General features: G+C 37.0%; 26 protein-coding genes and 1 riboswitch. Of the genes, 15 read left to right on the top strand and 11 right to left on the bottom strand.

The genetic code is table 11. The features are described from left to right. The first annotated feature begins 116 nt into the window (after positions 1-116). Positions 117-683, top strand: a complete 567-nt coding sequence (locus ACWPVE_RS13935) for a beta-class carbonic anhydrase (protein WP_453994268.1) — start codon at positions 117-119, stop codon at positions 681-683. Positions 684-815: 132 nt separating this feature from the next. Beyond that, positions 816-1,568, top strand: coding sequence for a FixH family protein (locus ACWPVE_RS13940; protein ID WP_453994270.1), 753 nt, complete (start codon positions 816-818; stop codon positions 1,566-1,568). A gap of 17 nt (positions 1,569-1,585) precedes the next feature. Here the strand turns inward: ACWPVE_RS13940 and yidD are convergent, their stop codons facing one another. Then, entirely contained in the window at positions 1,586-1,825 is a 240-nt protein-coding gene (gene yidD / locus ACWPVE_RS13945) for a membrane protein insertion efficiency factor YidD (protein ID WP_453994272.1), read from the bottom strand. A 177-nt stretch (positions 1,826-2,002) separates the two neighbouring features. Between yidD and ACWPVE_RS13950 the strand changes: the two genes are divergently transcribed. Beyond that, entirely contained in the window at positions 2,003-2,476 is a 474-nt protein-coding gene (locus ACWPVE_RS13950) for an S-ribosylhomocysteine lyase (protein WP_453994274.1), read from the top strand. Positions 2,477-2,803: 327 nt separating this feature from the next. On the opposite strand, the gene ACWPVE_RS13955 is transcribed toward ACWPVE_RS13950, so the two are convergent. After that, on the bottom strand, positions 2,804-4,267 hold the full coding sequence (locus ACWPVE_RS13955) for an amidase family protein (RefSeq protein ID WP_453994275.1): 1,464 nt from the start codon (positions 4,265-4,267) through the stop codon (positions 2,804-2,806). 284 nt (positions 4,268-4,551) lie between these two features. Here ACWPVE_RS13955 and ACWPVE_RS13960 point away from each other — a divergent pair, with 284 nt between their 5' ends. After that, complete coding sequence (locus tag ACWPVE_RS13960) at positions 4,552-4,992, top strand: Dps family protein (RefSeq protein ID WP_453994277.1); 441 nt, start codon at positions 4,552-4,554, stop codon at positions 4,990-4,992. Positions 4,993-5,097: 105 nt separating this feature from the next. Here the strand turns inward: ACWPVE_RS13960 and ACWPVE_RS13965 are convergent, their stop codons facing one another. After that, complete coding sequence (locus tag ACWPVE_RS13965) at positions 5,098-5,358, bottom strand: DUF6154 family protein (protein ID WP_453994279.1); 261 nt, start codon at positions 5,356-5,358, stop codon at positions 5,098-5,100. A gap of 184 nt (positions 5,359-5,542) precedes the next feature. On the opposite strand from ACWPVE_RS13965, the gene ACWPVE_RS13970 reads away from it, so the two are divergent. Together ACWPVE_RS13970 and ytkD are read left to right on the top strand one after the other, a co-directional pair. After that, positions 5,543-5,881, top strand: a complete 339-nt coding sequence (locus ACWPVE_RS13970) for a hydrolase (RefSeq protein ID WP_453994281.1) — start codon at positions 5,543-5,545, stop codon at positions 5,879-5,881. Positions 5,882-6,129: 248 nt separating this feature from the next. Further along, positions 6,130-6,618: an RNA deprotection pyrophosphohydrolase gene (gene ytkD, locus ACWPVE_RS13975; RefSeq protein WP_453994283.1), complete on the top strand. Its 489-nt coding sequence runs from the start codon at positions 6,130-6,132 to the stop codon at positions 6,616-6,618. A 20-nt stretch (positions 6,619-6,638) separates the two neighbouring features. On the opposite strand, the gene ACWPVE_RS13980 is transcribed toward ytkD, so the two are convergent. From ACWPVE_RS13980 to ACWPVE_RS13990, 3 genes are all read right to left on the bottom strand, one after another. Then, positions 6,639-7,448, bottom strand: coding sequence for an ABC transporter permease (locus ACWPVE_RS13980; protein ID WP_453994285.1), 810 nt, complete (start codon positions 7,446-7,448; stop codon positions 6,639-6,641). Then, complete coding sequence (locus ACWPVE_RS13985) at positions 7,426-8,205, bottom strand: ABC transporter ATP-binding protein (protein WP_453994287.1); 780 nt, start codon at positions 8,203-8,205, stop codon at positions 7,426-7,428. The genes ACWPVE_RS13980 and ACWPVE_RS13985 overlap by 23 nt, the downstream gene beginning before the upstream one ends. A 292-nt stretch (positions 8,206-8,497) precedes the next feature. Next, positions 8,498-9,484 (bottom strand): ABC transporter substrate-binding protein, encoded by a 987-nt coding sequence (locus ACWPVE_RS13990; RefSeq protein ID WP_453994289.1) that lies wholly within the window; start codon positions 9,482-9,484, stop codon positions 8,498-8,500. A gap of 148 nt (positions 9,485-9,632) precedes the next feature. On the opposite strand from ACWPVE_RS13990, the gene ACWPVE_RS13995 reads away from it, so the two are divergent. After that, positions 9,633-10,439 carry an alpha/beta hydrolase family protein gene (locus tag ACWPVE_RS13995; RefSeq protein WP_453997538.1) on the top strand — a complete coding sequence of 269 codons (807 nt, stop codon included), beginning with the start codon at positions 9,633-9,635 and terminating at the stop codon, positions 10,437-10,439. 114 nt (positions 10,440-10,553) lie between these two features. On the opposite strand, the gene pckA is transcribed toward ACWPVE_RS13995, so the two are convergent. After that, positions 10,554-12,143, bottom strand: a complete 1,590-nt coding sequence (pckA, locus tag ACWPVE_RS14000; protein WP_453994291.1) for a phosphoenolpyruvate carboxykinase (ATP) — start codon at positions 12,141-12,143, stop codon at positions 10,554-10,556. Between the two features lie 284 nt (positions 12,144-12,427). Beyond that, positions 12,428-12,592, top strand: a riboswitch (SAM riboswitch). Positions 12,593-12,823: 231 nt separating this feature from the next. Here pckA and metK point away from each other — a divergent pair. Further along, positions 12,824-14,023 carry a methionine adenosyltransferase gene (gene metK / locus ACWPVE_RS14005; protein ID WP_453994293.1) on the top strand — a complete coding sequence of 400 codons (1,200 nt, stop codon included), beginning with the start codon at positions 12,824-12,826 and terminating at the stop codon, positions 14,021-14,023. A 56-nt stretch (positions 14,024-14,079) separates the two neighbouring features. Here the strand turns inward: metK and ACWPVE_RS14010 are convergent. Continuing rightward, positions 14,080-15,242, bottom strand: a protein-coding gene (locus tag ACWPVE_RS14010) for an IS3 family transposase (protein WP_453990671.1) whose coding sequence is annotated in 2 segments (ribosomal slippage) — positions 14,080-14,969 and positions 14,969-15,242 — 1,164 coding nt in all. Because the reading frame shifts where the segments join, the coding sequence is not laid out codon by codon here. Positions 15,243-15,351: 109 nt separating this feature from the next. Continuing rightward, positions 15,352-15,879 (bottom strand): gamma carbonic anhydrase, encoded by a 528-nt coding sequence (locus ACWPVE_RS14015; RefSeq protein ID WP_453994295.1) that lies wholly within the window; start codon positions 15,877-15,879, stop codon positions 15,352-15,354. A gap of 213 nt (positions 15,880-16,092) precedes the next feature. On the opposite strand from ACWPVE_RS14015, the gene ACWPVE_RS14020 reads away from it, so the two are divergent. Next, positions 16,093-17,157 (top strand): tetraprenyl-beta-curcumene synthase family protein, encoded by a 1,065-nt coding sequence (locus ACWPVE_RS14020; RefSeq protein WP_453994297.1) that lies wholly within the window; start codon positions 16,093-16,095, stop codon positions 17,155-17,157. A 145-nt stretch (positions 17,158-17,302) separates the two neighbouring features. Here ACWPVE_RS14020 and ACWPVE_RS14025 read toward each other — a convergent pair whose 3' ends face one another. Both ACWPVE_RS14025 and ACWPVE_RS14030 read right to left on the bottom strand, forming a co-directional pair. Further along, positions 17,303-17,875, bottom strand: a complete 573-nt coding sequence (locus tag ACWPVE_RS14025) for a class I SAM-dependent methyltransferase (protein WP_453994299.1) — start codon at positions 17,873-17,875, stop codon at positions 17,303-17,305. After that, positions 17,872-18,834, bottom strand: coding sequence for a TIGR01212 family radical SAM protein (locus ACWPVE_RS14030; RefSeq protein ID WP_453994301.1), 963 nt, complete (start codon positions 18,832-18,834; stop codon positions 17,872-17,874). The genes ACWPVE_RS14025 and ACWPVE_RS14030 overlap by 4 nt, the downstream gene beginning before the upstream one ends. Positions 18,835-19,075: 241 nt before the next feature. On the opposite strand from ACWPVE_RS14030, the gene ACWPVE_RS14035 reads away from it, so the two are divergent. The 6 genes from ACWPVE_RS14035 to ACWPVE_RS14060 all read left to right on the top strand — a co-directional run bounded on the left by ACWPVE_RS14035 (position 19,076) and on the right by ACWPVE_RS14060 (position 24,804). Beyond that, positions 19,076-19,360, top strand: a complete 285-nt coding sequence (locus ACWPVE_RS14035; protein WP_453994303.1) for a YtzC family protein — start codon at positions 19,076-19,078, stop codon at positions 19,358-19,360. An 11-nt stretch (positions 19,361-19,371) separates the two neighbouring features. Continuing rightward, on the top strand, positions 19,372-19,533 hold the full coding sequence (locus tag ACWPVE_RS14040; protein WP_453994305.1) for a glycogen biosynthesis protein GlgD: 162 nt from the start codon (positions 19,372-19,374) through the stop codon (positions 19,531-19,533). 238 nt (positions 19,534-19,771) lie between these two features. Further along, positions 19,772-20,956, top strand: coding sequence for an MDR family MFS transporter (locus tag ACWPVE_RS14045; RefSeq protein ID WP_453994307.1), 1,185 nt, complete (start codon positions 19,772-19,774; stop codon positions 20,954-20,956). A 91-nt stretch (positions 20,957-21,047) separates the two neighbouring features. Further along, a complete protein-coding gene (locus ACWPVE_RS14050) occupies positions 21,048-22,421 on the top strand; it encodes a sigma-54 interaction domain-containing protein (RefSeq protein ID WP_453994309.1) in 1,374 nt (457 codons plus the stop codon). A gap of 277 nt (positions 22,422-22,698) precedes the next feature. Then, complete coding sequence (locus ACWPVE_RS14055; protein ID WP_453994311.1) at positions 22,699-24,018, top strand: GntP family permease; 1,320 nt, start codon at positions 22,699-22,701, stop codon at positions 24,016-24,018. Positions 24,019-24,030: 12 nt separating this feature from the next. Next, positions 24,031-24,804, top strand: a complete 774-nt coding sequence (locus ACWPVE_RS14060; protein WP_453994313.1) for a 3-hydroxybutyrate dehydrogenase — start codon at positions 24,031-24,033, stop codon at positions 24,802-24,804. The last annotated feature ends 133 nt before the right edge of the window (positions 24,805-24,937 follow it).

The raw sequence follows: 24,937 nt of genomic DNA on the forward strand, positions 1-24,937 counted from the left end.
AACTTATTTGGTTTAGTATTTCAGTTAGATACGAAACTTAGTAACGAAAAAAACATTATTAATTTTGGCAAGCTTTTGATAAAATAAAAAGAATTAAAATAGAGAAAGGTGATTGAATGTCTCAATTAGATAATATCTTAGCGTACAATAAAGAATTTGTTGAAAATAAAAAATATGAGAAATATGAAACGACGAAACTCCCGAATAAAAGAATGGTGATTGTAACTTGTATGGATACACGACTCATTGAGTTACTTCCAAAAGCAATGAATATGAAAAATGGGGATGTTAAAATCTTAAAAGTTGCAGGTGCCATTGTTTCACATCCATTTGGAAGTTTAATGAGAAGTATATTGGTGGCTGTTTATGATTTGAATGCGGATGAGGTTTGCATCGTTGGCCACCATGATTGTGGAATGAGTGCACTTAATGCCGATTCAATTTTACATAAAATCAAAGAGAGAGGCGTTGAGGAGGAGAAGTTCGATACATTAAAGTATTCGGGAATTAATCTTGAAAAATGGTTTGAAGGTTTTAACAGTGTTGAAGATAGTGTTCGTCATAGTGTTGAATTGATTCAAAATCATCCACTCCTACCAAATGATGTCCCTGTCCATGGTCTTGTCATTCATCCAGAAACAGGAAAACTAGATGTAGTCGTAGATGGAAATAAAGTAAGGTAAAGAGGTCAATTGATCTCTTTTTTTGCGGTTTGGAGTAAATTGAATACTACTTTTGGTTAACATGGGTAATGTCATAAAAAATACACATGAAAAAATGGACATTTGTTGTACCATGTAGTTGAGGTGAAGGAAATGAAAAAAACAATCTTGTTTCTTTTAATCGTTGCAATGTTTGCTCTTGTAGCATGTAATAGTGAAACAGAATCGAAGAATACTGATACCACTGAATTAGTTCCACTAGAAGTTGACTTAACGATTAGCCCTAATGAAATGAACCCAGGTGATGAAGTGACCTTTCTTGCAGTAGTAACTCAGGGGGATGAAACGGTAGAAGATGCGGACGAAGTTCAATTTGAAATTCGACAAAATGCCAATGGTGAAAGTGAATTCTTAGATGGTGAGCATCAATCAAATGGTGAATATACGGCTGTAAAAACTTTTGATTCAGAGGGGATCTATTCTGTTACAGCACATGTAACTGCTAGAAGCATGCATACGATGCCAACAGTTGAGGTCGTGATTGGTAACCCTGAGGTTGCTGATGAGCTTGAAGGAGAGACAACAGATACGAATGAGCATCATCATCACGGCAGTGGAGATATTGCAATTGATTTTCCCTTAGAAGCAGAATATATAAAAGGGAAGCAGTCCACTGTACAAGTGTCTTTTGAAGAATCAAATGTTCTCCTTACAGATGCACGCGTTCGTTTTGAGATTTGGAAAGATGGAGCCGACAAACATGAATTCATTGATGCAAGTGAAACAGATGAAGGAGTATATCAGTCAGAATATACATTTGCTGAGAGCGGAACATATCATGTACAAGTTCATCTTGAAAAAGGGGATATACATGAGCATTTGGAGAAGTCAACGACCGTAAAATAGTCTAAAAGAAGGTAGCATTAATGATGATGCTTACCTTCTTTTTTTTCAGGTACATAATCAATTCCACCTGGATGGAGAGGATGACATTTTAATAACCGTTTAATCGTCAGATAGCCACCTTTTATTGCGCCAAAACGCTTGATCGCTTCAAGTCCGTATTGGGAACAGGTTGGATAAAAGCGGCAAGTAGGTGGTTTTAATGGTGATATAAATTTTTGATAAAAACGTATAATTCCTATAAATAACGATTGAAACAATTTTTTCTACTTCCCTTACAAGGTTTAGGTACTTATACTATACTATAGGGATGAATGAAAATCATCTTTAAAGGTGGTTCACAAACATCTTCCAATATTTAATTCGAACTAAATAGATGAAAAATATCGGAATTAGCGTTATGATAGAGATAAAGAAAAATATAGGGAGTGAAGAGAATGCCATCAGTAGAAAGTTTTGAACTCGATCATTGTGCTGTTAAAGCCCCATATGTAAGGCATTGTGGCGTCCACAAGGTTGGTACAGATGGAGTTGTAAATAAATTTGATATTCGTTTTTGTCAGCCTAACAAACAAGCAATGAAGCCCGATGTTATTCATACACTTGAACATTTATTAGCTTTTAATCTTCGTGAGCATTGTGAGAAATATGACCATTTCGATATTATTGATATTTCTCCAATGGGATGCCAAACTGGCTATTACCTTGTTGTAAGTGGAGAGCCTACTGTTTCAGAGATTATCGACTTGTTAGAGGCAACCATGCAAAGTGCAGTAGAAATTACAGAAATTCCTGCAGCAAATGAAACACAATGTGGGCAAGCGAAGCTTCATGATTTAGAAGGTGCAAAACGTCTTATGCGTTTCTGGCTATCTCAATCAAAAGAAGAACTTCATAAAGTATTTGGTTAAAACTAAGAGACCTCAGTCAATCGGCTGAGGTCTTGTTTTGTATAAGAAATGGTCTTATGGAGAAGTATTTAATCAGAATATCAACGTCTACTACAAACAGCCAGGTCCTATTTACGTCTAGCCAGTATGTCAAGAAAGTTAAAGATCACGCCCTTAGCCCCATCGCCTTATGCTTGTTTGACTTACATAAAGAAGGAAGGATACTTGAGGATTAGTCACACGAAGAAAAAACGCAAAGCATGATCGAGGAGGACGTAATGCCATCGACATTTACATAATGAGGTGGCAAATGTCGATGGTTTATTTTCAAGGCGTTTGCGCAATAATTTATAATTTAGGTGGAACCCGATGTTTTGTTCCTTGTTCATATGAATAAGCCAATTTAATTAATAAGCCCTCGGAATAGGCGGTTCCTGTAAACGTAATACCGACTGGTTCGCCTTCTGGTGTATATCCAGCGGGTACTGTAATAGAAGGATATCCAGCTTTTGCAGGAATAGCTGATCCCACATAACTTGGGAAAACAATTGCATCTAAATGATGCTTTTTTAATACATAGTCGATCCCATTTATTGTTGATTGATAGTGATCATTCTCTAGAGCTTTAATATATTCTTTTTCTACTAACGTTCCACTTGTTTGTTCAGCTTTTTCTAAGAGAATTTGACCGTATTTTAACATCTTTTCTTTGTTTTGCTTATTAAACTTAATTAGCTCAGTTAAATTTCGAACTTTAATAGAAGGATCTAATCTTCGCAAATAAGCATTTAGATCTACCTTGAATTCATATGTCAAAACATCATAGCTCCACTTATTTTTCGTCGATGGAATTTTTATATCCTCGATAACAATTGCTCCAAGGTTCTCAAGATCCGTAACAGCTTTATTCATAACAGCTCGTTTTTCTTCACTTAGATAATCAAAATAAAACTCTCTTGCGATGCCAATGCGTGCTCCCTTTAGTCCGTCCACATCTAGAAATCTTGTAAAGTCATAGGAAGGGAGAACTCTACTAGTAGAAGTAATCGGGTCTCGGTTATCTACTTCTGCCATTGCTGATAATAAGTATGTGGCATCTTTCACTGTTCGTGCCATAGGTCCTGCTGTATCTTGCGTGTGAGCAATTGGTATAATACCTGAACGACTGACTAAGCCAACCGTTGGCTTAATGCCAACCAAGGAATTTTGATTGGAAGGATTTAAGATAGAACCAGACGTTTCTGTACCAACTGCTACTACTCCAAGGTTAGCGGCGATTGCTGATCCTGAGCCAGCGCTAGATCCCCCTACATCAAATTTCCCTGGGCCATATGGATTTAAAGTTTGTCCTCCTCGAGAGCTATAGCCGTTTGGCATTCCCTCTGTCATAAAATTTGCCCATTCTGTCATATTCGTTTTACCTAAAATGATTGCGCCAGCTTTTCTTAGTAGGGATGCAACATATGAATCCTCTACAGCATATGAGTCGGCCAACGCCAATGAGCCAGCAGACGTATGCATTTTGTCATTTGTATCAAGATTATCTTTAAGTAAGACAGGAATGCCGTGAAGTGGGCCTCTGGGTCCATTTACTTTCCGTTCAACATCCAATGCCATAGCAATTTGTAGTGCATCAGGGTTAATCTCAAGAATCGATTTTAAGGTTGCGTCGTAAGTTGATATTCTATGTAAATACATGAGCACGAGTTCTTTGGCAGTTAGTTCATTTTTCGTATACTTTTCTTGGATATCATCAATTGTAGCCTCTACCAACCAATCATTCGCTAACTCAAGAAGGGTTTTATTTTGCATCTGGATTCTCCTTATTTTTAGGATGTTCTGCATGAGAATTGTTCTCTATCCTTACTACTGGCTCCTTAATGTAGGGACAACCGACAACAATAAGAAAAAACTTTTTGATAGAGACAATTAATACGATAAGTAGTATAGGGAATTTCCTCTTATTCCCCTATATCTTACCACGGGATTAAGGCAGAAGGTGTGCAATCTGTCTGAAATTTGTAAAATAACAATATCGAAATTTGCGTTTTTCTGTGATATAAAGAGGGTATGCTAACATTAAGGAGGAGATAGGAATGTCAACACAATTAATTGAAATGGTTAATAAACAGGTTGCTAACTGGAGTGTACTTTACATTAAGCTACATAACTATCACTGGTATGTAAAGGGTCCACATTTCTTCACACTACATGAAAAATTTGAGGAACTCTATAATGAGGCATCTCAATATATTGATGAATTAGCTGAACGATTATTATCTATTGGTGGACAGCCTGTCGCGACAATGAAAGAGATTCTTGAAATGTCATCCGTTAAAGAAGCAAATGGAAATGAAAGTGCAGAAGAAATGGTAGCATCGATTTCTAACGATTTCTCCATTCTAATAGGTGAATTAAAGGAAGGGATGAAGGTAGCAGAAGAGGCAGATGATGAAGCTACAGGAGATATGCTTCTCGGAATCCACCAATCACTTGAAAAACATAATTGGATGCTTAAGTCTTTCTTAGGTAAATAAGAAAAAATATCCCCTACATTCTTTGTGAGTGTAGGGGATTGTTTGTTTACAAATATAAAATATTGCATAAAGAACTAACCATATTTTTGGAGTCAAGAAATTAAGCTAATGTATATCTCTCAACTCATCCACGGTCATCATCCTCGATTGGCCAATTCCATCACGCGCCATTTTTGCTTTGAGGAGTTCGATCATATAAAAACCTACCACATTACGTAACTCTTGATCCGATAAATCGTTTAATAAATCAATTAGGTCTGTCCGTTCAAATTGTTCAAGTACAGAAAATGCGACAATGTCTGCATCCTCTTCGTCACCCGTTAATTTATTCCGGTACAATTCATAAATTTCATCAATTAATTTCATGTTTGCTTCCCCTTCACCTACAGAATTCAAATGCATTATTGCAGATTAGTATATGGTCTAAATCATCAAAAGATACTACTTGCCTAATTAATTAGGCAGTCAACACATGTGGATTTGTGTGAAATGCATATTTTCTACCTTGAGGGAAAAAGCTAAAATAACGTAAAACTGTTAGGAGTGAACCATGTTGGAACAACAGCCTAAAAAAACATATTATATCTCTGTAGGGAGTGGAGAAATATCTCAGGTGAAGTCTGGGTCTACTTGGGAGTATAAAATAGAGGCGACAGACGAGGAAATTCAGCAATTAAGAAATCTTTTTAATACAAATTATACGAACGAAATTGAAGGTTTTTTACGCGCACATGTACCATTTGTCGAATATCATAATGACTCTTCCAATGATAAATATGACTCAACCATGCTTCAGGTGTTTCATATGCTCTACCGACTTGGTGACCAAGAAACAAAGGATTTTATCAAATCCCAAGGAATACTTGAAGTATTAGGTAACATTGATTAAGCCACTTCTTCATGAAGCGGCTTGTTTTTTATCACGAATTAACAAGTGGTGATAAAGACCTTCAATTTATTGGGGAATTTAAGTAGAAGTCGAACAATCTTGTATGTCACTTCTGTGTAGCAACATTGTTGTGACTCAAATTGTATGTCTTATCTAACAAATGAAGGAGAAATAACACCCCACGCTGATTGAAGATTCACTTTATGTTATCATAGTAAAAAAAACAAGAATAATGGAGAATAGACAAAATGATTGTTTTTCATGATATATACAAAAATGAAGTGAATTTATCGTTTACCCCAGATCCTTTTTCAACTAAACCAAAACATGTCTGGGTAATCTGTCGCTACAGGGACCAATGGTTGTTAACAGATCATTCTGAACGTGGTCTTGAATTTCCTGGTGGAAAAGTGGAAAAAGGTGAAACACCAGAAGCAGCTGCTATTCGTGAGGTCATGGAAGAGACAGGAGCCGAGGTTCAGGAAATCGAATATATTGGACAATATAAGGTAATTGGGAAAGGGAAGACCATAATCAAGAATATTTACTTCGCGGAAATTAGCCGACTACTTGATAAAACCGATTACTTTGAGACAAAAGGACCTGTTTTACTAAAAGAGATTCCTTTAAACACGATTAAGTCGGACCGCCGTTACAGTTTTATCATGAAGGATGATGTACTTCCTCATAGCATCGATTATGTTACAAAGTACATGAAAACGAAAAAAGCCCTCTAGTATTAAACTAGAAGAGCTCTCTACTTTGAGTCCTTTATTAACTTTCTTTCAAGGTACTCAACGCCTTGGTACATCAAGGTTGCACAAATAGCTATTAAGATGAGACTTAGGAAGATGAGTGTGAAATTGAACACCTGGAATCCGTAAATGATTAAGTAGCCCAAACCTTGCTTTGAAACGAGAAATTCTCCAACGATTACACCGACCCAGGATAGTCCGACATTTACTTTTAAAGTAGAGATAATCGCTGGGAAGGAGGAAGGTAGTATAACATTGCGGAAGATTTGTTTTCGATTAGCACCGAACGTAAGAAGGACTTTTATATAGTTATAATCGACTTCCTTAAATGAGGTATATACGACAATTGTTGTAATAATTACGGAAATAATGGCTCCCATTGCTATGATTGATATATATCCAGTACCTAATGCAACAATTAAAATCGGGCCAAGTGCCACTTTTGGCATTGCATTTAGAACAACTAAATAGGGGTCAAGAATGTTTGATAGTCGTTCAGACCACCATAAGATTGCTGCAAGCAAAGCACCTAATAGTGTGCCAAGGATAAAGCCAAGCACCGTTTCGAATAACGTGACAGCTAGATTATTTAATAATGTTCCATCGTTTATTTTTTCAATAAAGAGTTTCCCAACTTTTGAGGGGGCACTAAATATTAATGGATCAATCCAGTGATTGCGACTCGCCATCTCCCAAATCCCGAAAAAGACGATAAAAATTAGGAGTTGATAAAACCTAACAACTCTTTTCTCTTTTTTGAGTGACTGTAAATATGTGCGGTGAAGGACTTTAATATTCAGGTTTTGTTTCAAGATTATCTAACTCCTCCCATATTTGCTGAAAAATGTTTGAGTATTCTGGATGTTGTCTTGCATCAAATGGAGTTTCGTTACGAAGACATTCTGGAATCTCAAAAACCTTAGCGATTTTTCCAGGACTTTTGGAGAGGAGATAAATTCGGTCGCTCATTGCAATGGCCTCACCAATATCATGCGTGACTAGAATAGCAGTTTTATGATATTCCTTTAATGTATTTGAAACAAGATCCTCTAATTTTAACTTAGTTTGAAAGTCCAATGCAGAGAATGGTTCATCTAATAGAAGAATTTTTGGGTTTGTGGCAAGTGTTCTTACCAATGCTGCTCTTTGTCTCATACCACCAGAAAGTTGTTTAGGATAAGACTTTTCAACTCCTATTAACCCAATTTCTTCTAATAGAGCAAGTGTTTGTTTTCTAGTGTGATCAGTTTCTTGATTCATAATTTGCAATCCCACAAGAATGTTCTCCTCGATTGTCTTCCAAGGAAATAAATAGTCTTGTTGAAGCATGTAGCCAATATCAGACTTTGATTTTGAGATTGATTTCCCTTCGATCAATACTTCTCCATATGTCGGTTTTAATAATCCAGCAATAATCGAGAGTAGCGTTGTTTTACCACACCCGCTAGGGCCGAGGAGAGAGATGAACTCTCCTTCCTCTATTGTGAGTGAAATATTCTCAAGTGCGGTTTTTGCCTGATCCTTTGTAAAATAAACATGGTTGATATTTTTTACGGATAAAAAGTTCATAGTAACACTCCTATTTATACGTGTTCAAAAAGCAGATGAAAAGGACTGCACCCGATAAAAACGCCGTGGCCTCATGTCTTGTCGACACTGGAGCATCTTGTATGTCGTAAAGTTCGAGGCGGTGCAGCTTTGAGTACCAGAGTGTATCGAGTTAATACGTGAGGAATACAATAGCAAGCTAACGAGAGTCCACAAGATGTGGTGCTTTCGACGTTCGACTTCGCAGAAAATGTCAGCTTTTATTCGAATTTACGCTATCAATGTGTCATTTTCACCATACTTTTTTGAACAACTATTTAGAAATTACTTTTTCAGCGATACTTGTATTAACAAGCGTTTCATAGTCAATTCTTTTAGGTAATTCACCTGCTTCATCCATAATGTCTTGTAGGTTATTCCATGCCTCCTCAGACAGAACAGGATCTGTTGCATATGAGCCTTGGTTTTTATATCGTTCAATAGAGGATGTGATTAAATCGATAGGCGTATCTGGGAAAAACTCTTTTATAGATTCAGCAATTTCTTCAGGGCTATGTGATTCTACCCATTGTTGTGCTTTATAAATTGCACGTGTGAACTTTTCAACAGCATCACCATTTTTATCGATAAAGCTTTGCTTTGTCATAAAAGTTGTATACGGTACTTTACCAGACTCTTCACCGAATGATGCAATAATATAGCCGCGTCCTTCTTTTTCGAATAAACTAGCAGTAGGTTCAAATAATTGGACAAAATCGCCTGTACCAGAAGCAAAAGCACTTGAGATATTGGCAAAGTCGATATTTTGGATGAGATTCAAATCATTTTGTGGGTCAATTCCGTGCTTTTTAATAACAAACTCACCGACCATTTGGGGCATTCCACCTTTACGTTGACCAAGGAACGTACGGTCTTTGATTTGGTTCCAGTTAAAGTTCTCGATGTTTTCTCTTGCCACTAAAAAGGTACCGTCTGTTTGAGTTAGAGCAGCGAAGTTTATAACTGGGTCTGTTGAACCTTGTGCCTCTACATAGATTGATGTTTCAGATCCAACAAGGGCTACATCAGCTCCACCAGAAATTAATGCAGTCATGGTTTTATCTCCACCAGGCACTGTTGTTAATTCAATTTCCAAGCCCTCATCTTCAAAGAATCCTTCCGTAATTGCTACATATTGTGGTGCGTAAAATACAGAACGTGTTACCTCGGCAATACGGATTTTCTGAACCTGGTTATTATTACAGGCAACTAATGGAATAATAAGCAGTAATGCAAATAAGTAAGCAACGAAACGTCGCATAGATACATTCCTCCTTGACAGGTCAACTGTCTGCTATAGTTAATTATCTAAGATTAGAGTATGAACGTGACAAAAATGTGTGAATGCCTATTTTTAAATTTTTTGGAACATGAAATTGTTTGTAAACATAAGGGGGATGAAGAAAATGATGGATGGAACCATTATTGAAAAACAACGATTTCCTTCTCCAAATCCTACGATTGAACTTTTTTTAATTACATATTGGAGCAAAGGATTAAAAATCAAAGGATTCCTTGCTGAACCAAAGGATGAAGGTGTGTATGATGGTTTCTTATATCTTCGAGGTGGAATAAAAAATGTTGGAAAGGTTCGAATTGGTCGGATAATCCAATTTGCCTCAGAGGGATTTGTAGTGATGGCGCCTTTTTATCGCGGAAATCAAGGTGGAGAAGGGAATGAGGACTTTGCAGGCGATGACAGGTATGATGCATTCTCTGCGGCTAAAGTGCTGGAACAGCATGAAAAAGTCATTCCAACACGAATACATGTTTTTGGTTTCTCACGTGGTGGTGTTATGGCTCTTCTAACAGCCATACGCTACCCCCAAGTTTGTTCAGTGGTTACTTGGGGAGGCGTTAGTGATTTAAGTCTTACGTATATTGAACGAAATGATTTGCGTCGAATGCTTAAACGAGTAATTGGGGGAACACCTACAAAATATCCAGAACGTTATAAATGGAGAACTCCACTTTATGAAATCGAGAAGCTTGAAGCACCTCTGCTCATTATCCATGGTGAGAAAGATAAAAATGTGTCCATTCACCATGCTTACCGACTTGAAAAAAGGGTAAGGGAATTGGGGAAAGAGGTGGAAAGTTGGTACTTTCCACATTACACTCATTATTTTCCCCCATATGAAAATAGAGAAACTGTGAGGCGTTTAACAGAATGGATGAAGACAAGGAAGCCAAATAGAAAAAAGCTCGAAGTATAGCCCTCGAGCTTTTATAAAATACTGAAGTAATGACGAATGTTTCAAAACTTAACCAAAATAAGTGCACTTTCAGTTAGGTCCATATGTTTGTGAAAAGTTGATGGTACTTTTAAATTAGATCCGTGGTCCACCCAATAATTCAATTTCTTTTGGAACATTGGAGAACTTTTTGAAATTTTCTTTGAATTTCATTGCTAATTCTTTTGCTTTTACATAGTATGTGCTTTGGTCAGCCCATGTTTTTGCTGGTTGAAGCACATCATCAGGAACACCTGGAATATGAATCGGAATTTCTAATCCAAATATATCATTTTTAACAGTTTCAGCATTTGTTAATTCGCCCTCTAACGCAGCTTGAACCATTGCACGAGTATACGACAGCTTCATGCGGCTGCCAACACCGTACTCTCCGCCAGTCCAGCCTGTATTCACAAGGAACACTTGAACATTATGTTCATCAATCTTTCTACCTAACATTTCAGCATATTCAGTCGCAGGAAGGGGTAAGAATGGTGAACCGAAGCAAGTTGAGAATGTTGCTTGTGGAGCTGTTACACCGCGCTCTGTCCCTGCAAGTTTGCTTGTGTATCCGCTTAAGAAATGATACATCGCTTGTTCCTTTGTAAGCTTACTTATTGGAGGCAACACACCGAATGCATCTGCTGTTAAGAATATGATTGTATTTGGATGACCTGCAATGCTAGGTACTATAATATTATCAATATTTTCGATTTGATATGCAGCCCTTGTATTTTCAGTTAATGAATGATCATCATAATCAGCAATTCTTGATTTTTCATTAACCACAACGTTTTCTAACACCGAACCAAAGCGAATCGCATCAAAAATTTGTGGTTCTTTCTCGCGTGAAAGATTGATAGTTTTAGCATAGCAACCGCCTTCAATATTAAACACGCCAGAGCTAGACCACCCATGTTCGTCGTCTCCAATTAGACGGCGTTTTGGATCTGCAGAAAGAGTTGTCTTACCTGTTCCAGATAATCCAAAGAAAAGAGCAACATCTCCTTCTTGCCCAACGTTAGAAGAGCAATGCATGGAAAGAATATTTTGTTGTGGTAATAAATAGTTCATTACTGAAAAAATCGATTTTTTAATTTCTCCAGCATACTCAGTCCCTCCAATTAAAACTGTTCGTTTTTCGAAGGAAATAATAATAAATGTTTCAGAGCGGGTACCATCTACCTTCGGATCGGCTTTGAAATTCGGTGCACTAATGACAGTGAATTCAGGTTGATGTGTCTTGAGATCCTCTGAAGTGGGACGAATGAACATTTGTTGTGAAAATAGATTATGCCAAGCAAATTCATTAATTACCTGAATTGGAAGACGTATTTTTTTGTCAGCACCAGCATAACCATTAAACACAAATACTTCATCTTTTTCTTTTAAATATGCTAAGACCTTACTGTAAAGGTTTTCAAATGTAGCTTTAGAAATTGGTTTATTCACGTTACCCCAATCAATTTTATCTTTTGAAGACTCTTCTTCAACAATATATTTATCTTCAGGCGATCTCCCAGTGTATTTCCCAGTTGTTGCACGTACAGCACCAGTCGAAGTAAGGATTCCTTCTTGTCTAGCTAGTACTTTTTCAACTAAAATAGGAACAGATAGGTTATGAAGTGCATTTTTTCCATTCACTAATTCTAATAGCTGCTCATTTGTAACTTCAACTGAATTCATGTTAAACCATCCTTTATCTTTTTTTGTAATTCTTTATATAATCTCAAATTTTATAATTAGTATAACACATTAGAAAAAATAGTCTATACTATTAACGTATTTTACGTAATATATCAATGGAAAGTGCAGGTGAATTGTAAAAATAGTCATTGGAAAATCTGAAACTAGCGATATTTGTCGAATTTTCAAGAAAAAAGTATAACATACTTCGATGTACTATTTTTCAGGAATTGTGTTGACATAAAAAGGACGACTACGGTATGATTATTCATTGAACGGATACTCTCTTATCCCGAGCTGGCGGAGGGACAGGCCCAATGAAACCCGGCAACCATCACTTTTCTTACATATCAAAAGATTAATTGTGAAACCTATATATTAGTAGGTCAACATTATCAAAAAGTGATAAGGTGCTAACCTGAGCAAGGCATGACCTTGATCGATAAGAGTGAAAGGCGAGAAGAACGATTATACCTTTCCTCAAAAAGTGGGAAAGGTTTTTTATTTTTAAAAGATATGTTACTTAACGCGAGTTCATGTGTTTAATTGTTTGATTGGTTGGTTCATATAAAGGATAGAAAATCGGGTAGGTAACAATACTAAGGGAATGAGTACCGTATCAATTAACATCAGAACTCACATCTTATTGTGGTTCTGAATTGCAAAAGGAGGAAGCGTTTGTGACAAATAGACGCCATTTATTTACTTCTGAGTCTGTTACAGAAGGACATCCTGATAAAATCTGTGACCAAATTTCAGATTCTATTTTAGATGCCATATTAGCTAGTGATGCAAATGCACGTGTAGCGTGTGAAACTTCTGTTACGACAGGTTTAGTACTTGTTGCAGGAGAAATTACAACTTCTACATATGTAGATATCCCAAAGATTGTTCGTGAAACGATTAAAGAAATCGGATATACTCGTGCAAAATACGGATTTGATTATGAAACATGTGCAGTATTAACTTCGATTGACGAGCAATCACCAGATATCGCGATGGGAGTTGACCAAGCTTTAGAAGCACGCGAAGGTCAAATGACTGACGAGCAAATCGAAGCAATTGGTGCAGGTGACCAAGGTTTAATGTTTGGTTATGCTTGTAATGAAACGAAGGAATTAATGCCACTACCTATTTCATTAGCTCACAAACTTTCACGTAGATTAACGAAGGTTCGTAAAGACGAGATTCTTCCATATTTACGTCCAGATGGAAAAACGCAGGTTACTGTAGAATATGATGAGAATAACAATCCAGTTCGAATTGATACAATTGTTATTTCGACTCAACATCATCCTGAAATTTCATTGGAACAAATCCAACGAAATATAAAGGAACATGTTATCAATCCAGTTGTTCCACAGGAGCTAATTGATGAAAATACAAAGTATTTTATTAACCCAACTGGCCGTTTTGTAATTGGTGGTCCACAAGGGGATGCAGGACTAACAGGTCGTAAAATTATTGTAGATACGTATGGTGGTTATGCACGCCATGGCGGTGGTGCATTCTCAGGTAAAGATCCAACCAAGGTTGACCGCTCAGCTGCATATGCTGCTCGATACGTTGCGAAAAACCTTGTTGCAGCTGGTTTAGCTGACAAATGTGAAGTGCAACTAGCATACGCAATTGGAGTTGCCCAACCTGTTTCTATTTCAGTTGACACATTTGGTACTGGAACAGTATCAGAAGATGTACTTGTAGATTTAGTACGCAAGAATTTTGATTTACGCCCAGCAGGTATTATTAAAATGTTGGATTTACGTCGTCCAATTTATAAACAAACTGCTGCATATGGACACTTTGGTAGAAATGATATCGATCTACCATGGGAGCGTACAGACAAAGCAGAAACGCTTAAGGCACAAGCTGCACAATAAGATAAAAAAACTCGCCAAATGAACTGACCCGCCAAAATGGGACTTAGAAAAAACACCTATGCTACCTGACGTCCATATTCAATTGGAGCCAGGTAGTTTAATTTTGCCTGTATTCGTTTTTCGTTATAGTAACACATATATTGATTCACAATCTCAATTACTTTAATATTAGTGATAGAAGATCTTCTATGGTCTTTGAATCCTTCCGACTTTAGCGAGGAGTGAAAGGATTCGATTACGGCGTTATCATGGCAGTTTCCTTTACGGGACATGCTTGTGATAATGCCTTTTTCTCTTGCGAAATTTTGATATGCATAGGATGTATATACTGATCCTTGATCACTATGCAATAGAACTTTTTTAGGTCTTCGCTTTTTTATGGCCTCTCTCAATGTACTTAATACAAAGTTCGTATCTTGTACTGAACTTACCGTATAAGCGACTACCTCGTTATTATACAAATCCATTATTGTTGATACATAAAGCATAGAAGAGCCATATGGTAGGTATGTAATGTCAGTTACCCACTTTTCATTGGGTCTTTCTGCCTTAAAGTTCCGGTTAAGAATGTTGTCCACAATAATATTACTTTCCCCATTGATATGTTTCTGTCTTTTTACTTTAATCTGACATTGAAGATTGAATTTTTGCATTATACCTTGTACAGTCTTGCGATTAACCTTAATGCTATAACGCTGTTTTAGAAGAGCTTTAATTTTTCTATGTCCATAATGATATTTAGTCTCTTCGCAAAGGTCGATTATAAGCTTTTCTAATTTTTTTGGCCCTCGATTAATGTATTTCTTTTTCCAACGATAAAATGTAGATTTTGGTATTTCTAGAACACTGAGTATATCAATTATTTTATATTTTTTTGATAACTCCTCTACCAATTCAATAACTACTTGCGGAACCAGCTCCTTTCGAGTTCTTTGTACTTTTTTAGAATTTTAATTTGCATCTGAAGATGCTTATTTTTGTTGCGTTCTATTTCAAGTTCATCCTGGCCTTCTGGACCTTTTCCATAACTGTACTGTTTTCCAATAGGCTGTTCAAAACGATAGCTTTCCCCATTACGATCCCAGCGCATCCATGTCTTTATTTGTGAGACATTCTTTATCCCCAATTCATTCATAATTTCTGAGTTTGTAAATCCATTCTTTTTCATTTCTATTGCTTTTACTTTAATCTCTGATGGATAATGTACCTTTTTCCCCATATAAAAACACCCTCCATAAATATCGATTAGTTATTAACTAAATTCGATACAGGGGGTGTTTTTTCCTTGTCTCATTTTACTGGGTCACTCTAAAATAATGGCGAGTTTTTTATTTCCCTCGGACTTCTTTTTGTACCTGCTTGTAATGCTGCCCTTTTTCCACATATTCACGGCGTATACGCGCCATCTCCTTATGATCATCTTCAGTCAGTTCACGAATAACTTTTGCAGGTCGACCGAATGCAAGTGTGTTTGGTGGGATCTTCTTACCCGGGGGAACGAGGCTACCAGCACCTACAAAAGAACCTTCACCAATTTCTGCTCCGTCCAAAATAATAGATCCCATCCCAATCAGAGCATTTCTACGAATAATGGAACTATGTAATATAACCTGGTGTCCAATTGTGACATCATCTTCAATAATCAAAGGATTGTTAGGGCTTTGATGTAATGTTGAGTTGTCCTGGATACTTACCCTCTCTCCAATAATGGTTGGTGCCACATCTCCACGGATAACGGTGTTAAACCAAATACTCGTTTCTTCGCCAATCTTTACATCACCAGTAACTGTCGCATAGTCTGCAATAAAAACGGAATCTGCGATTTCAGGATATTTCCCTTTGTACGGATAAATCATAATAGGTACATCCTTTCCAATCGTTTGATATTAGACGTAAAATCATTTAATGTAAGTGTATCAACTTTCACAAGTATCGTAAATCTTAATCATTTGAAGTAATAAAAAAATAAAATCTAGCTCTAGGCCACAGGTGGGTAAATAAAATCTACTGAAGCGCTCATCTTAAATATGTATATGCCGTACGCCTAGTGCTTTTTTGAGGTGATATCGATGGTACCAACGCAACCTATAAGTTTAATGAAGAAAGTGTATCGTGAGGTATTTCCGATTGTGCATCGTGAATTAGCGGTTTGGAAAAAGAAAGCAGAGTCGATTCCAAATAAAGAGCTAAAGAAACAGGCCTTAGCAAGTATTCGAACAAAAACGTTTCACTGTGAAGGTGGGGCAATCATGGCCTTATTAGCAGGTAGGAAAATGGAGGAATGCATTCGTTTTATTGTTGCCTATCAGACGATTAGTGATTATCTTGATAATCTTTGCGATCGCAGTACTTCATTAGATCCGACCGATTTTCGTTCACTTCATGATTCCATGCCAGATGCATTGCGACCAGGGCAACCCACAAAAAATTATTATCAATATCGTAATGAACAGGATGATGGTGGCTATTTAGAAAGTTTAGTCACAACATGTCAAGATGTCCTTCAACATATCATTCATTATGATAAAATTGCAGATTATTTACAGGAATTATCAAGCTATTATTGTGAATTGCAAATTCATAAGCATGTAAAAGAAGAAGAACGTGTACTAAGGCTTGAGAATTGGTTTAAAAGTCATCAACGTAATCTACCTAGAATGGAATGGTATGAGTTTTCAGCTTGCTCAGGGTCCACATTAGGCATTTTTTGTTTAGTTGCCTATGCCTTTCATGAGGAGTTTAATGAAGAAATTGCTACGAAAGTTCGTAATGGGTATTTTCCCTACATTCAGGGTTTACATATTCTTCTTGATTATTTTGTGGATCAAGAAGAGGATCGTCAAGGTGGCGACTTGAATTTCTGTTTTTACTATTCACATGAAAATGAATTGGTAGAGCGTATCAAACATTTTATCAACGAGGCAGATAAGCATACCATTGGATTACCCAATGAAAAATTCCATAGACTGATAAATCGTGGTTTATTGGGGCTTTATTTGTCAGATGAAAAAGTTAGAACGCAACGAAATGTATCGAAATTGGCGAGGAAAATCATTAGGCTAGGTGGAAAAACATCGTACTTCTTTTATATAAATGGACGAGCCTACAGAAGACTTCAACATGTCATTGAATAAGAAAAGATAGAGCGGAACGTGCTCTATCTTTTTTAATAAGATTACCTTTTACGAATACTTTCCTAAGCTGGCTTGAAAACGCATTTCAGACAAGGCTCACCACTAAGCGGAGACGAAAGCGAGCGTTTTTTAGCAGTTTTAGGCTCTATCTTTTTTCAATCGCAATAATAAAAGGTGGATTGTTTTTTTGGTTCATAAATCGGTACATGAGTACGTGAGCTTGATTTTGATCGAGATTTGTACAGTATTCCATTAATCGATCTCGTTCGACTGCACCTTCTTTATGGCCATGGTAAATAACGAGGACAATTATACCTTCAACTTTCATAATGGTAAGTAATTGCTCAATTGCCTCTATGGTGGAATCAGGCTTTGTGACAATTTCTTTGTTTCCACCTGGTAAATACCCCAAGTTAAAAATGGCCCCAGCAATTTTACCATGTACCTCATCTGGGATCATCGTTAAAAGTTGATTATGGCTCTTATGAAACAAACAAACTCGTTCATAAAGCTCTTGATCCTTTAGCCGAGCAGTTGTCTGTTCAATCGCTTCCTGTTGAATATCAAAACCGAAGACCTGCCCCGTTTCACCTACTAATTCCGCGAGCATTGTTGTGTCATGACCATTGCCGATTGTTGCATCAACAGCATAATCTCCTTCAGTCACAGCAAGTCGTAACAAGTTCCGAGCAAATGGAAGAATACGGTCTAATTTCATACGCTTTCCGCTACCTTCTTATAATATTTCCCTTGATAACTATCACGTCGTTTAAGTTCAGCATCAATTGTATTGAGAACTTCCCATTTATTAACACTCCACATCGGACCAACCATTAAATCGATTGGTCCATCTCCAGTAATACGGTGAACAATCATTTCTGGTGGTAAAATTTCCAGTTGGTCACACACTAATTGTACATACTCATCAAAAGTGAGAAATTCCAACAGACCTTTTTCAAATTGTTTTACCATTGGAGTTCCCTTTAATAAATGAAGCAAGTGAATTTTGATCCCTTGCACATCAAGTTTTGCGACTTCTCTGGCTGTTTCCATCATCATTTCTGGCGTTTCCTGTGGGAGGCCATTAATAATATGGGAGCAAATGCGAATATTATGTTTGCGAAGTTTTTCGACTCCGTCAATATAGCATTGAAAATCATGGGCACGGTTAATTAACTGTGCTGTTGTTTCGTGAACTGTTTGCAACCCAAGTTCAACCCAAAGGTAAGTTCGTTTATTTAAATCAGCTAAATATTCGACAACATCGTCAGGAAGACAATCTGGCCTTGTGGCAATGGAAATACCAACAACTCCTTCTTGGCTTAACACAGGTTCGAACCTTTCACGCAAAACCTCAACTGGTGCATGAGTATTTGTGAAAGCTTGGAAATATGCCATGTATTTTCCGTCCTTCCATTTTTCATGCATGATACTTTTAATGGTATGGAATTGTGTAAGAATATCATCAGCACGATTTCCAGCAAAATCACCTGAACCTGATACACTACAAAACGTACAGCCCCCATGGGCAACTGTACCATCCCGATTTGGACAGTCAAATCCGCCATCAAGAGCTACTTTAAATACTTTATGGCCAAATGTATTACGTAAATGATAATTCCATGTATGATATCTTTTATTATCTGATGAATATAGAAATGGATTAACTTGAGGCATTTTCGCCCCTCCTCACTAAGAAAAAAATACTACGATAAATTGTAGCATGTGTGCTTTGAGGAACTCAAATGGAAATTGAAAAGTTCACGGACTGTACACCATTTAGCTTTAATTTGGTCTGTTTGACCTCGTGTGTGGAATTCATAAATTGGAAACAATTTATTGAAAAAAGAAAATCAAGATGAACACACTATAAAAGAGAAAGCTTCTTTTTCTCATTACGAATGTAGGAGGGGAAAGAATGGCTACTCGACAATCGGTGGATGCTTTTTTACAACGTTGTGAAGATACGATTCAATATGCAGAGGAACAAATTACTGAAGCGAGAAAACAGGAGCATTATAACACGACCGAATATACTAATGCTCAATTGCAATTAGAGGAAGTTACGAATGAATTAGCAAAACTTGCTCAAAGTTGTAATGATCAGCAACGTGAACGATTGCACCGAATGAGACTACAATTACAACAACTTCAAAATGATATGACATTAGATGTGAATGTCATCCAAGAGTATAATATGTAGGGGATGAAGTGATGAAAAAACGTTCGAAGCAAAATAATCCAGAGCAAAAAACAAAAAATGGAGTAAACAGCAATGATATGGAGTTTGGAAAAGATTTTGACCCAGTAAAACAGTCCAAGAAAAAATACCTACAAAAAGGGCAGCCTGTAAAATCGAAACAACGTCCTGAATAATAGTTGAACCGACAAGTGCAAAGTGCTTGTCGGTTTTTTATTGATTTAGAAAACCAAACTACAACCTTGTGTTCGTATCTAATTATCTAGGTCTAGCAGTCAGCCCTTTTACTAAGAGTTCGTTTGACGCCTAAAATATGTACTATTTATCGGAATACTTTTTTAAATTGAATATAGGAACGCAAAGGAATAGAATATTTTTGGTGTGCAAATGAATGTAAAAAAGGGGGTGCCCCATATGCCGAGAGCGCTTTGGATGATTATTATTGGAATGATTATCAATGTCACTGGTTCATCTTTTTTGTGGCCGCTAAATGCCATTTATATCCATGGACATCTCGAAAAATCTTTATCAGTTGCTGGCATTGTTTTAATGGTGAATGCGGGTGCAACCGTTATTGGAAATTTAGTAGGTGGCGTACTATTTGATAAAATCGGTGGTTACAAATCAATCCTGACAGGTATACTGATTTCATTGGTGGCTCTAATAGGTCTTACTTTCTTCCATGGTTGGCCACATTATGTTATTTTTCTAACAATTATCGGTCTTGGTTCTGGAATGGTGTTTCCTGCGATGTTTGCAATGGCAGGAGCTGTTTGGCCAGAAGGGGGAAGAAAGTCTTTTAATGCTGTTTATATTGCTCAAAACCTTGGTGTTGCAATTGGATCAGCACTCGGTGGTTTTGTTGCTTCCTATTCATTTGATTATATTTTTATGGCAAATACATTCATGTACTTTCTCTTTTTCTTAGTGGCTGTATATGGGTATCGGAATATAAAAGCGGAGAAAGCAAACCAACCAAGTCTACTCGAACAGTCGAAAATGGTTAAAAATCGATCTAAAATGACAGCATTGCTTATTCTCTGTATTGGTTATGCATTGTGTTGGGTGGCTTATGTACAGTGGCAGGCAACCATTTCAAGCTATACCCAGGACATTGGAATTACATTGAAACAGTACAGCTTATTATGGACGGTAAATGGAGGTTTAATTGTCTTAGGACAGCCACTTTTGAGCTTGGTAATTACATTCATCGCAAAATCGTTGAAAAAACAAATTATCATTGGCATTCTTATCTTTATTTGTTCTTTCCTGATTGTGTCAACAGCAAACTCATTTAACGGGTTTTTGGTGGCCATGATTATCTTAACGGTAGGTGAAATGTTCGTATGGCCAGCTGTGCCAACCATAGCAAATAACCTTGCTCCAAAAGGAAGAGAGGGCTTTTACCAAGGAATTGTCAACAGTACGGCTACTGGTGGGCGGATGATAGGACCAGTCCTTGGAGGAATTCTCGTTGACTTATGGGGAATGAGTATGTTATTTACCATTTTAGCGATCTTGTTGACTGTATCCATTTTCACTACTCTCATTTATGATAAGCAAGTAAAAGAAAAAAAACATGTTGTGGTAAGTGCATAATGTTGGAGGCTTGATACTAAAAAAAGGTATCAAGTCTTTTTTATCTATAGAAACCAAATGTTATGATGTAATTAGGGGGGAGGGAGAATTGATGTTAGATCAAGATGATTTGGAGTTTAAAAGTAAAATTCTTGAAACCATTATTGATACTGCTTATGAATGGATCGTTGTTGTCGATTATCAAGGTAAAATTAGTTACATGAATCAAAATTATTGTGATTTCCTTGAAGTGAATCGAGATAAGGTAATTGGTAAACATGTTACAGAGGTAATTGAAAATACTAGAATGCACATTGTTGTGCAAACAGGTAAAGAAGAGATTGGAAGTCCACAGCTTATAAAGGGGAATTATATGATTGCAAACAGAATTCCTATCTATTCCGATCAAAAAATTGTTGGGGCAGTTGGAGCAGTCATTTTTAGAGATACAAAGGCCCTAAATAAGATGAATAGTCACATTAAAAGCTTAATGTCACAACTGCAAACCTATATAGAAGATTGGCAGGAAAACAATGGGGCAAAATACACGCTGAATGATATAAAAACAGCATCAAAACAAGTACTTGAATTAAAAGAAAAGGTGAAAAGTATTGCTTCAGGCGATATTTCGGTTCTTATTCGCGGTGAAAGTGGAACAGGTAAGGAATTATTTGCACACAGTATTCACCAATTAAGTGAAAGAAGTCAAAATCCCTTTATCAAAATTAATTGTGGAGCAATCCCTGAGAACCTATTAGAATCAGAGTTGTTTGGGTATGAAGAAGGCGCTTTTACAGGTGCAAAAAAGGGAGGAAAAAAAGGCAAGTTTGTTCTTGCACATGGTGGAACCATCTTTTTAGATGAAATAGGGGATATGCCACTACATATGCAGATAAAACTATTACGAGTTCTCCAGGAAAAAGAAGTTGAGCCTGTTGGAGCAGTAAAGCCAATTCCAGTTGATGTTCGTGTAATTGCAGCGACAAATCGACCTTTAGAGCAAATGATTGAGGAAAAAAGATTCCGTGAAGATTTATTTTACCGAATTAATGTAATCCCTTTCACCATCCCGCCACTTCGGGAAAGGCCAGAGGATATTGCGCCACTTACCAAATTTTTTATCGAAAAAGTTTCAAAGCGTACAGGAAAAAGAATTACTTCTATAGATGATGAAGTTCTTAATATTTTTAGTCAACATCGATGGCCAGGAAATCTTCGTGAGCTAGAAAATGTCATTGAGGCTGCAATCCATTTAACAAGTGGTGAAAAAATAGAGATGCGTTCATTACCTGATTACTTAATGGACGATCCTAAATTGTTAATTGGTCAAAAGACATTAAAAGAGATTCTTGAAGATACGGAAAAAAGGGTCATTCAGAGAACGCTCCAAAAATATGATGCAGATAAACAATTAGTGGCCAAAGCGCTTGGAATTAGCAAGTCAAGTATGTATGAAAAAATAAAAAAATTTAAGTTAGAAATTTAGATTCCAGAAATTCGGAATTGTATTCCAGAATTATGGAATCCTTTTTTTGCCTATAAGAGTACGTTTTTTTGAAAAATCGGAGATTATTATTCCGGGAACCTGGAAATTGAAGAGTGGAAAAAACAGATGGTGGCGATTTTATGGCGATTTTCATTTTGGCACACAGCTTGCATTGTTTATAACTGCAATCTAAAAAGGAGGTTTACTAAACGTGCCGTCTATTGGAAATGGAATTGAAAGCGATTACTAAAAAGTTCTTTGATAAGGGGGATACAAAATGCTTAGTATGATTGGACTAATTGGTGGTTTAGTCCTTCTCATTTATTTAACAATGAAAGGGATGAACCTTTTAATCGCTGGTCCTTTATGTGCCTTATTTGTTGCTGTGCTAAGTGGCTTACCATTATTTCCACAATTGGCAGGTGAGGGAGAGGCTAATTTTGTTGGAAATTATATGAGTGGATTTTCAAGTTTCGTTACGTCATGGTACCTCATGTTCTTACTTGGTGCTGTTTTTGGAAAGGTAATGGAAGATAGTGGTGCAGCTGATAGTGTATCAAAGTGGATTGTAGATAAGTTAGGGATGAAATACGCGATTTTTGCAATTGTCCTTGCCTGTGCTGTTTTAACGTATGGTGGAGTAAGTTTATTCGTAGTTGCCTTCTCTGTTTATCCGATGGCGATTAGCTTATTTAAAGAAGCTAATTTACCGAGAAGATTTATCCCTGCAACATTAGCATTTGGTTCTGTTACATTTACAATGACCTCTGCTGGATCACCAGAAATCCAAAACTGGATTCCAATTGAATTTTTAGGTACATCACCATTGGCTGGATGGGAAGTAAGTGCAATCGTAGCAGTATTTATGATGGTTTTCGGTTATTGGTGGTTGAAACGAATGATTTCAAAAGCTGTTGCTAGAGGGGAAACCTTTGTCTCAAGGGAGAATGACCCAATTGTTGAAAATAAAGAACTTCCACATCCAATTACAGGACTTATACCATTGGCCATAGTTCTTATCATCTCATTTATTTTTCATGACAAGCTTGCGCAATCTGCGCTTATCGTTGCATTATTAGGTGGTGTCCTATCGACCTATTTGTTAAATCGTAAATATTTTACATCCGTCAGTAAAGCCCTCTCTGAAGGAACACTCGGGGCACTAATTGCAATCGGGAATACAGCAGCTGTTGTTGGATTTGGAGGGGTTGCGCAAGCATCACCAGCATTTCAGATTGCTGTTGATGCAATGACAAATATTCCAGGAAGTCCTTTAATTGGAGGAGCGATTGCAGTTAGCGTGATTGCAGGGATGACAGGATCAGCCTCTGGTGGGCAGGCTATTGCACTTCCATTATTAGCTCCGCACTACATAGAAACAGGAGTTAATACGGAAGCACTTCACAGGGTTGTTGCTATTTCATCTGGAGCTTTAGATTCTCTCCCGCATAATGGCTATGTTGTTACGACGGTTCGTTCAATTTGTGGTGAAACACATAAAGATGCCTATGGAGCCGTGGGTGCGTTAACAGTCATTGTTCCAACAATCGGGTTAATCATTGCAATTGCTTTATTTTCTTTAGGTCTAGGAATTTAGGAGGTCGTAGAGGTGAACAAAAAGGTTGTGTTAATCACGGGTGCAGCACGGGGAATTGGTTACGAAATGGGGAAAGCCTTTGCCCAAAATGGTGCGTCTGTTGTGTTAACAGATTTAAATGAACAAGAAGTAAAAAAGTCCGCAACATCCCTTCAAGAAAAAGGTTATGAAGTAATTGGTTTAAAATGTAATGTTACAAATGAAAAAGAAATGATTGAGGTTATTAAGGAAACATATGAGAACTATGGAAGAATTGATTGCCTTATAAACAATGCAGGGTTGCAGCATGTTGCACCATTAGAAGAGTTTCCTAAGGAAAAGTTTGAATTACTTCTTTCAGTAATGCTAACAGCACCATTTTTTGCCATTAAACATGTGTTTCCAATTATGAAACAACAGAAATTTGGAAGAATTATTAACATGGCTTCCATTAATGGTTTAATAGGGTTTGCAGGAAAGGCAGCATATAATAGTGCAAAACATGGGGTAATTGGTTTAACGAAGGTTGCTGCACTAGAGGGAGCAGATCATGGGATTACAGTTAACGCGATTTGTCCAGGATATGTTGATACTCCACTTGTACGAAACCAACTAACAGATTTAGCAAAAACCAGAAATGTAGATGTAGAAAAGGTTTTAGAAGAGGTTATTTATCCTCTTGTTCCACAAAAACGTCTGTTAGAGGTTGAAGAAATTGCGAGTTATGTCCTTTTTTTAGCGAGTGAACACGCAAAGGGAATAACGGGTCAGGCTTGTGTGATTGATGGAGGCTATACTGCTCAATAGGAAATGAAAAGAATCTCATAAAAATGAGATTCTTCAGGCTGTCGAGAAAGTCTCGACAGCCTTTATTCTTTTGATACACTTTAATAATTCACCGCGTTAATATGTTATAATATATTTAATAAATTAGGGTTGG

The sequence above is a fragment of the Bacillus nitroreducens genome (genome assembly GCF_964021195.1).

Bases quoted from the DNA above. Each gene is read 5' to 3' on its own strand.
- ACWPVE_RS13935 (WP_453994268.1), top strand. From the start codon at position 117: ATGTCTCAATTAGATAATATCTTAGCGTACAATAAAGAATTTGTTGAA.
- ACWPVE_RS13940 (WP_453994270.1), top strand. From the start codon at position 816: ATGAAAAAAACAATCTTGTTTCTTTTAATCGTTGCAATGTTTGCTCTT.
- ACWPVE_RS13950 (WP_453994274.1), top strand. From the start codon at position 2,003: ATGCCATCAGTAGAAAGTTTTGAACTCGATCATTGTGCTGTTAAAGCC.
- ACWPVE_RS13955 (WP_453994275.1), bottom strand. From the start codon at position 4,267: ATGCAAAATAAAACCCTTCTTGAGTTAGCGAATGATTGGTTGGTAGAG.
- ACWPVE_RS13960 (WP_453994277.1), top strand. From the start codon at position 4,552: ATGTCAACACAATTAATTGAAATGGTTAATAAACAGGTTGCTAACTGG.
- ACWPVE_RS13965 (WP_453994279.1), bottom strand. From the start codon at position 5,358: ATGAAATTAATTGATGAAATTTATGAATTGTACCGGAATAAATTAACG.
- ACWPVE_RS13970 (WP_453994281.1), top strand. From the start codon at position 5,543: ATGTTGGAACAACAGCCTAAAAAAACATATTATATCTCTGTAGGGAGT.
- ytkD (WP_453994283.1), top strand. From the start codon at position 6,130: ATGATTGTTTTTCATGATATATACAAAAATGAAGTGAATTTATCGTTT.
- ACWPVE_RS13985 (WP_453994287.1), bottom strand. From the start codon at position 8,205: ATGAACTTTTTATCCGTAAAAAATATCAACCATGTTTATTTTACAAAG.
- ACWPVE_RS13990 (WP_453994289.1), bottom strand. From the start codon at position 9,484: ATGCGACGTTTCGTTGCTTACTTATTTGCATTACTGCTTATTATTCCA.
- ACWPVE_RS13995 (WP_453997538.1), top strand. From the start codon at position 9,633: ATGGATGGAACCATTATTGAAAAACAACGATTTCCTTCTCCAAATCCT.
- pckA (WP_453994291.1), bottom strand. From the start codon at position 12,143: ATGAATTCAGTTGAAGTTACAAATGAGCAGCTATTAGAATTAGTGAAT.
- ACWPVE_RS14015 (WP_453994295.1), bottom strand. From the start codon at position 15,879: ATGATTTATCCGTACAAAGGGAAATATCCTGAAATCGCAGATTCCGTT.
- ACWPVE_RS14020 (WP_453994297.1), top strand. From the start codon at position 16,093: ATGGTACCAACGCAACCTATAAGTTTAATGAAGAAAGTGTATCGTGAG.
- ACWPVE_RS14025 (WP_453994299.1), bottom strand. From the start codon at position 17,875: ATGAAATTAGACCGTATTCTTCCATTTGCTCGGAACTTGTTACGACTT.
- ACWPVE_RS14030 (WP_453994301.1), bottom strand. From the start codon at position 18,834: ATGCCTCAAGTTAATCCATTTCTATATTCATCAGATAATAAAAGATAT.
- ACWPVE_RS14035 (WP_453994303.1), top strand. From the start codon at position 19,076: ATGGCTACTCGACAATCGGTGGATGCTTTTTTACAACGTTGTGAAGAT.
- ACWPVE_RS14040 (WP_453994305.1), top strand. From the start codon at position 19,372: ATGAAAAAACGTTCGAAGCAAAATAATCCAGAGCAAAAAACAAAAAAT.
- ACWPVE_RS14045 (WP_453994307.1), top strand. From the start codon at position 19,772: ATGCCGAGAGCGCTTTGGATGATTATTATTGGAATGATTATCAATGTC.
- ACWPVE_RS14050 (WP_453994309.1), top strand. From the start codon at position 21,048: ATGTTAGATCAAGATGATTTGGAGTTTAAAAGTAAAATTCTTGAAACC.
- ACWPVE_RS14055 (WP_453994311.1), top strand. From the start codon at position 22,699: ATGCTTAGTATGATTGGACTAATTGGTGGTTTAGTCCTTCTCATTTAT.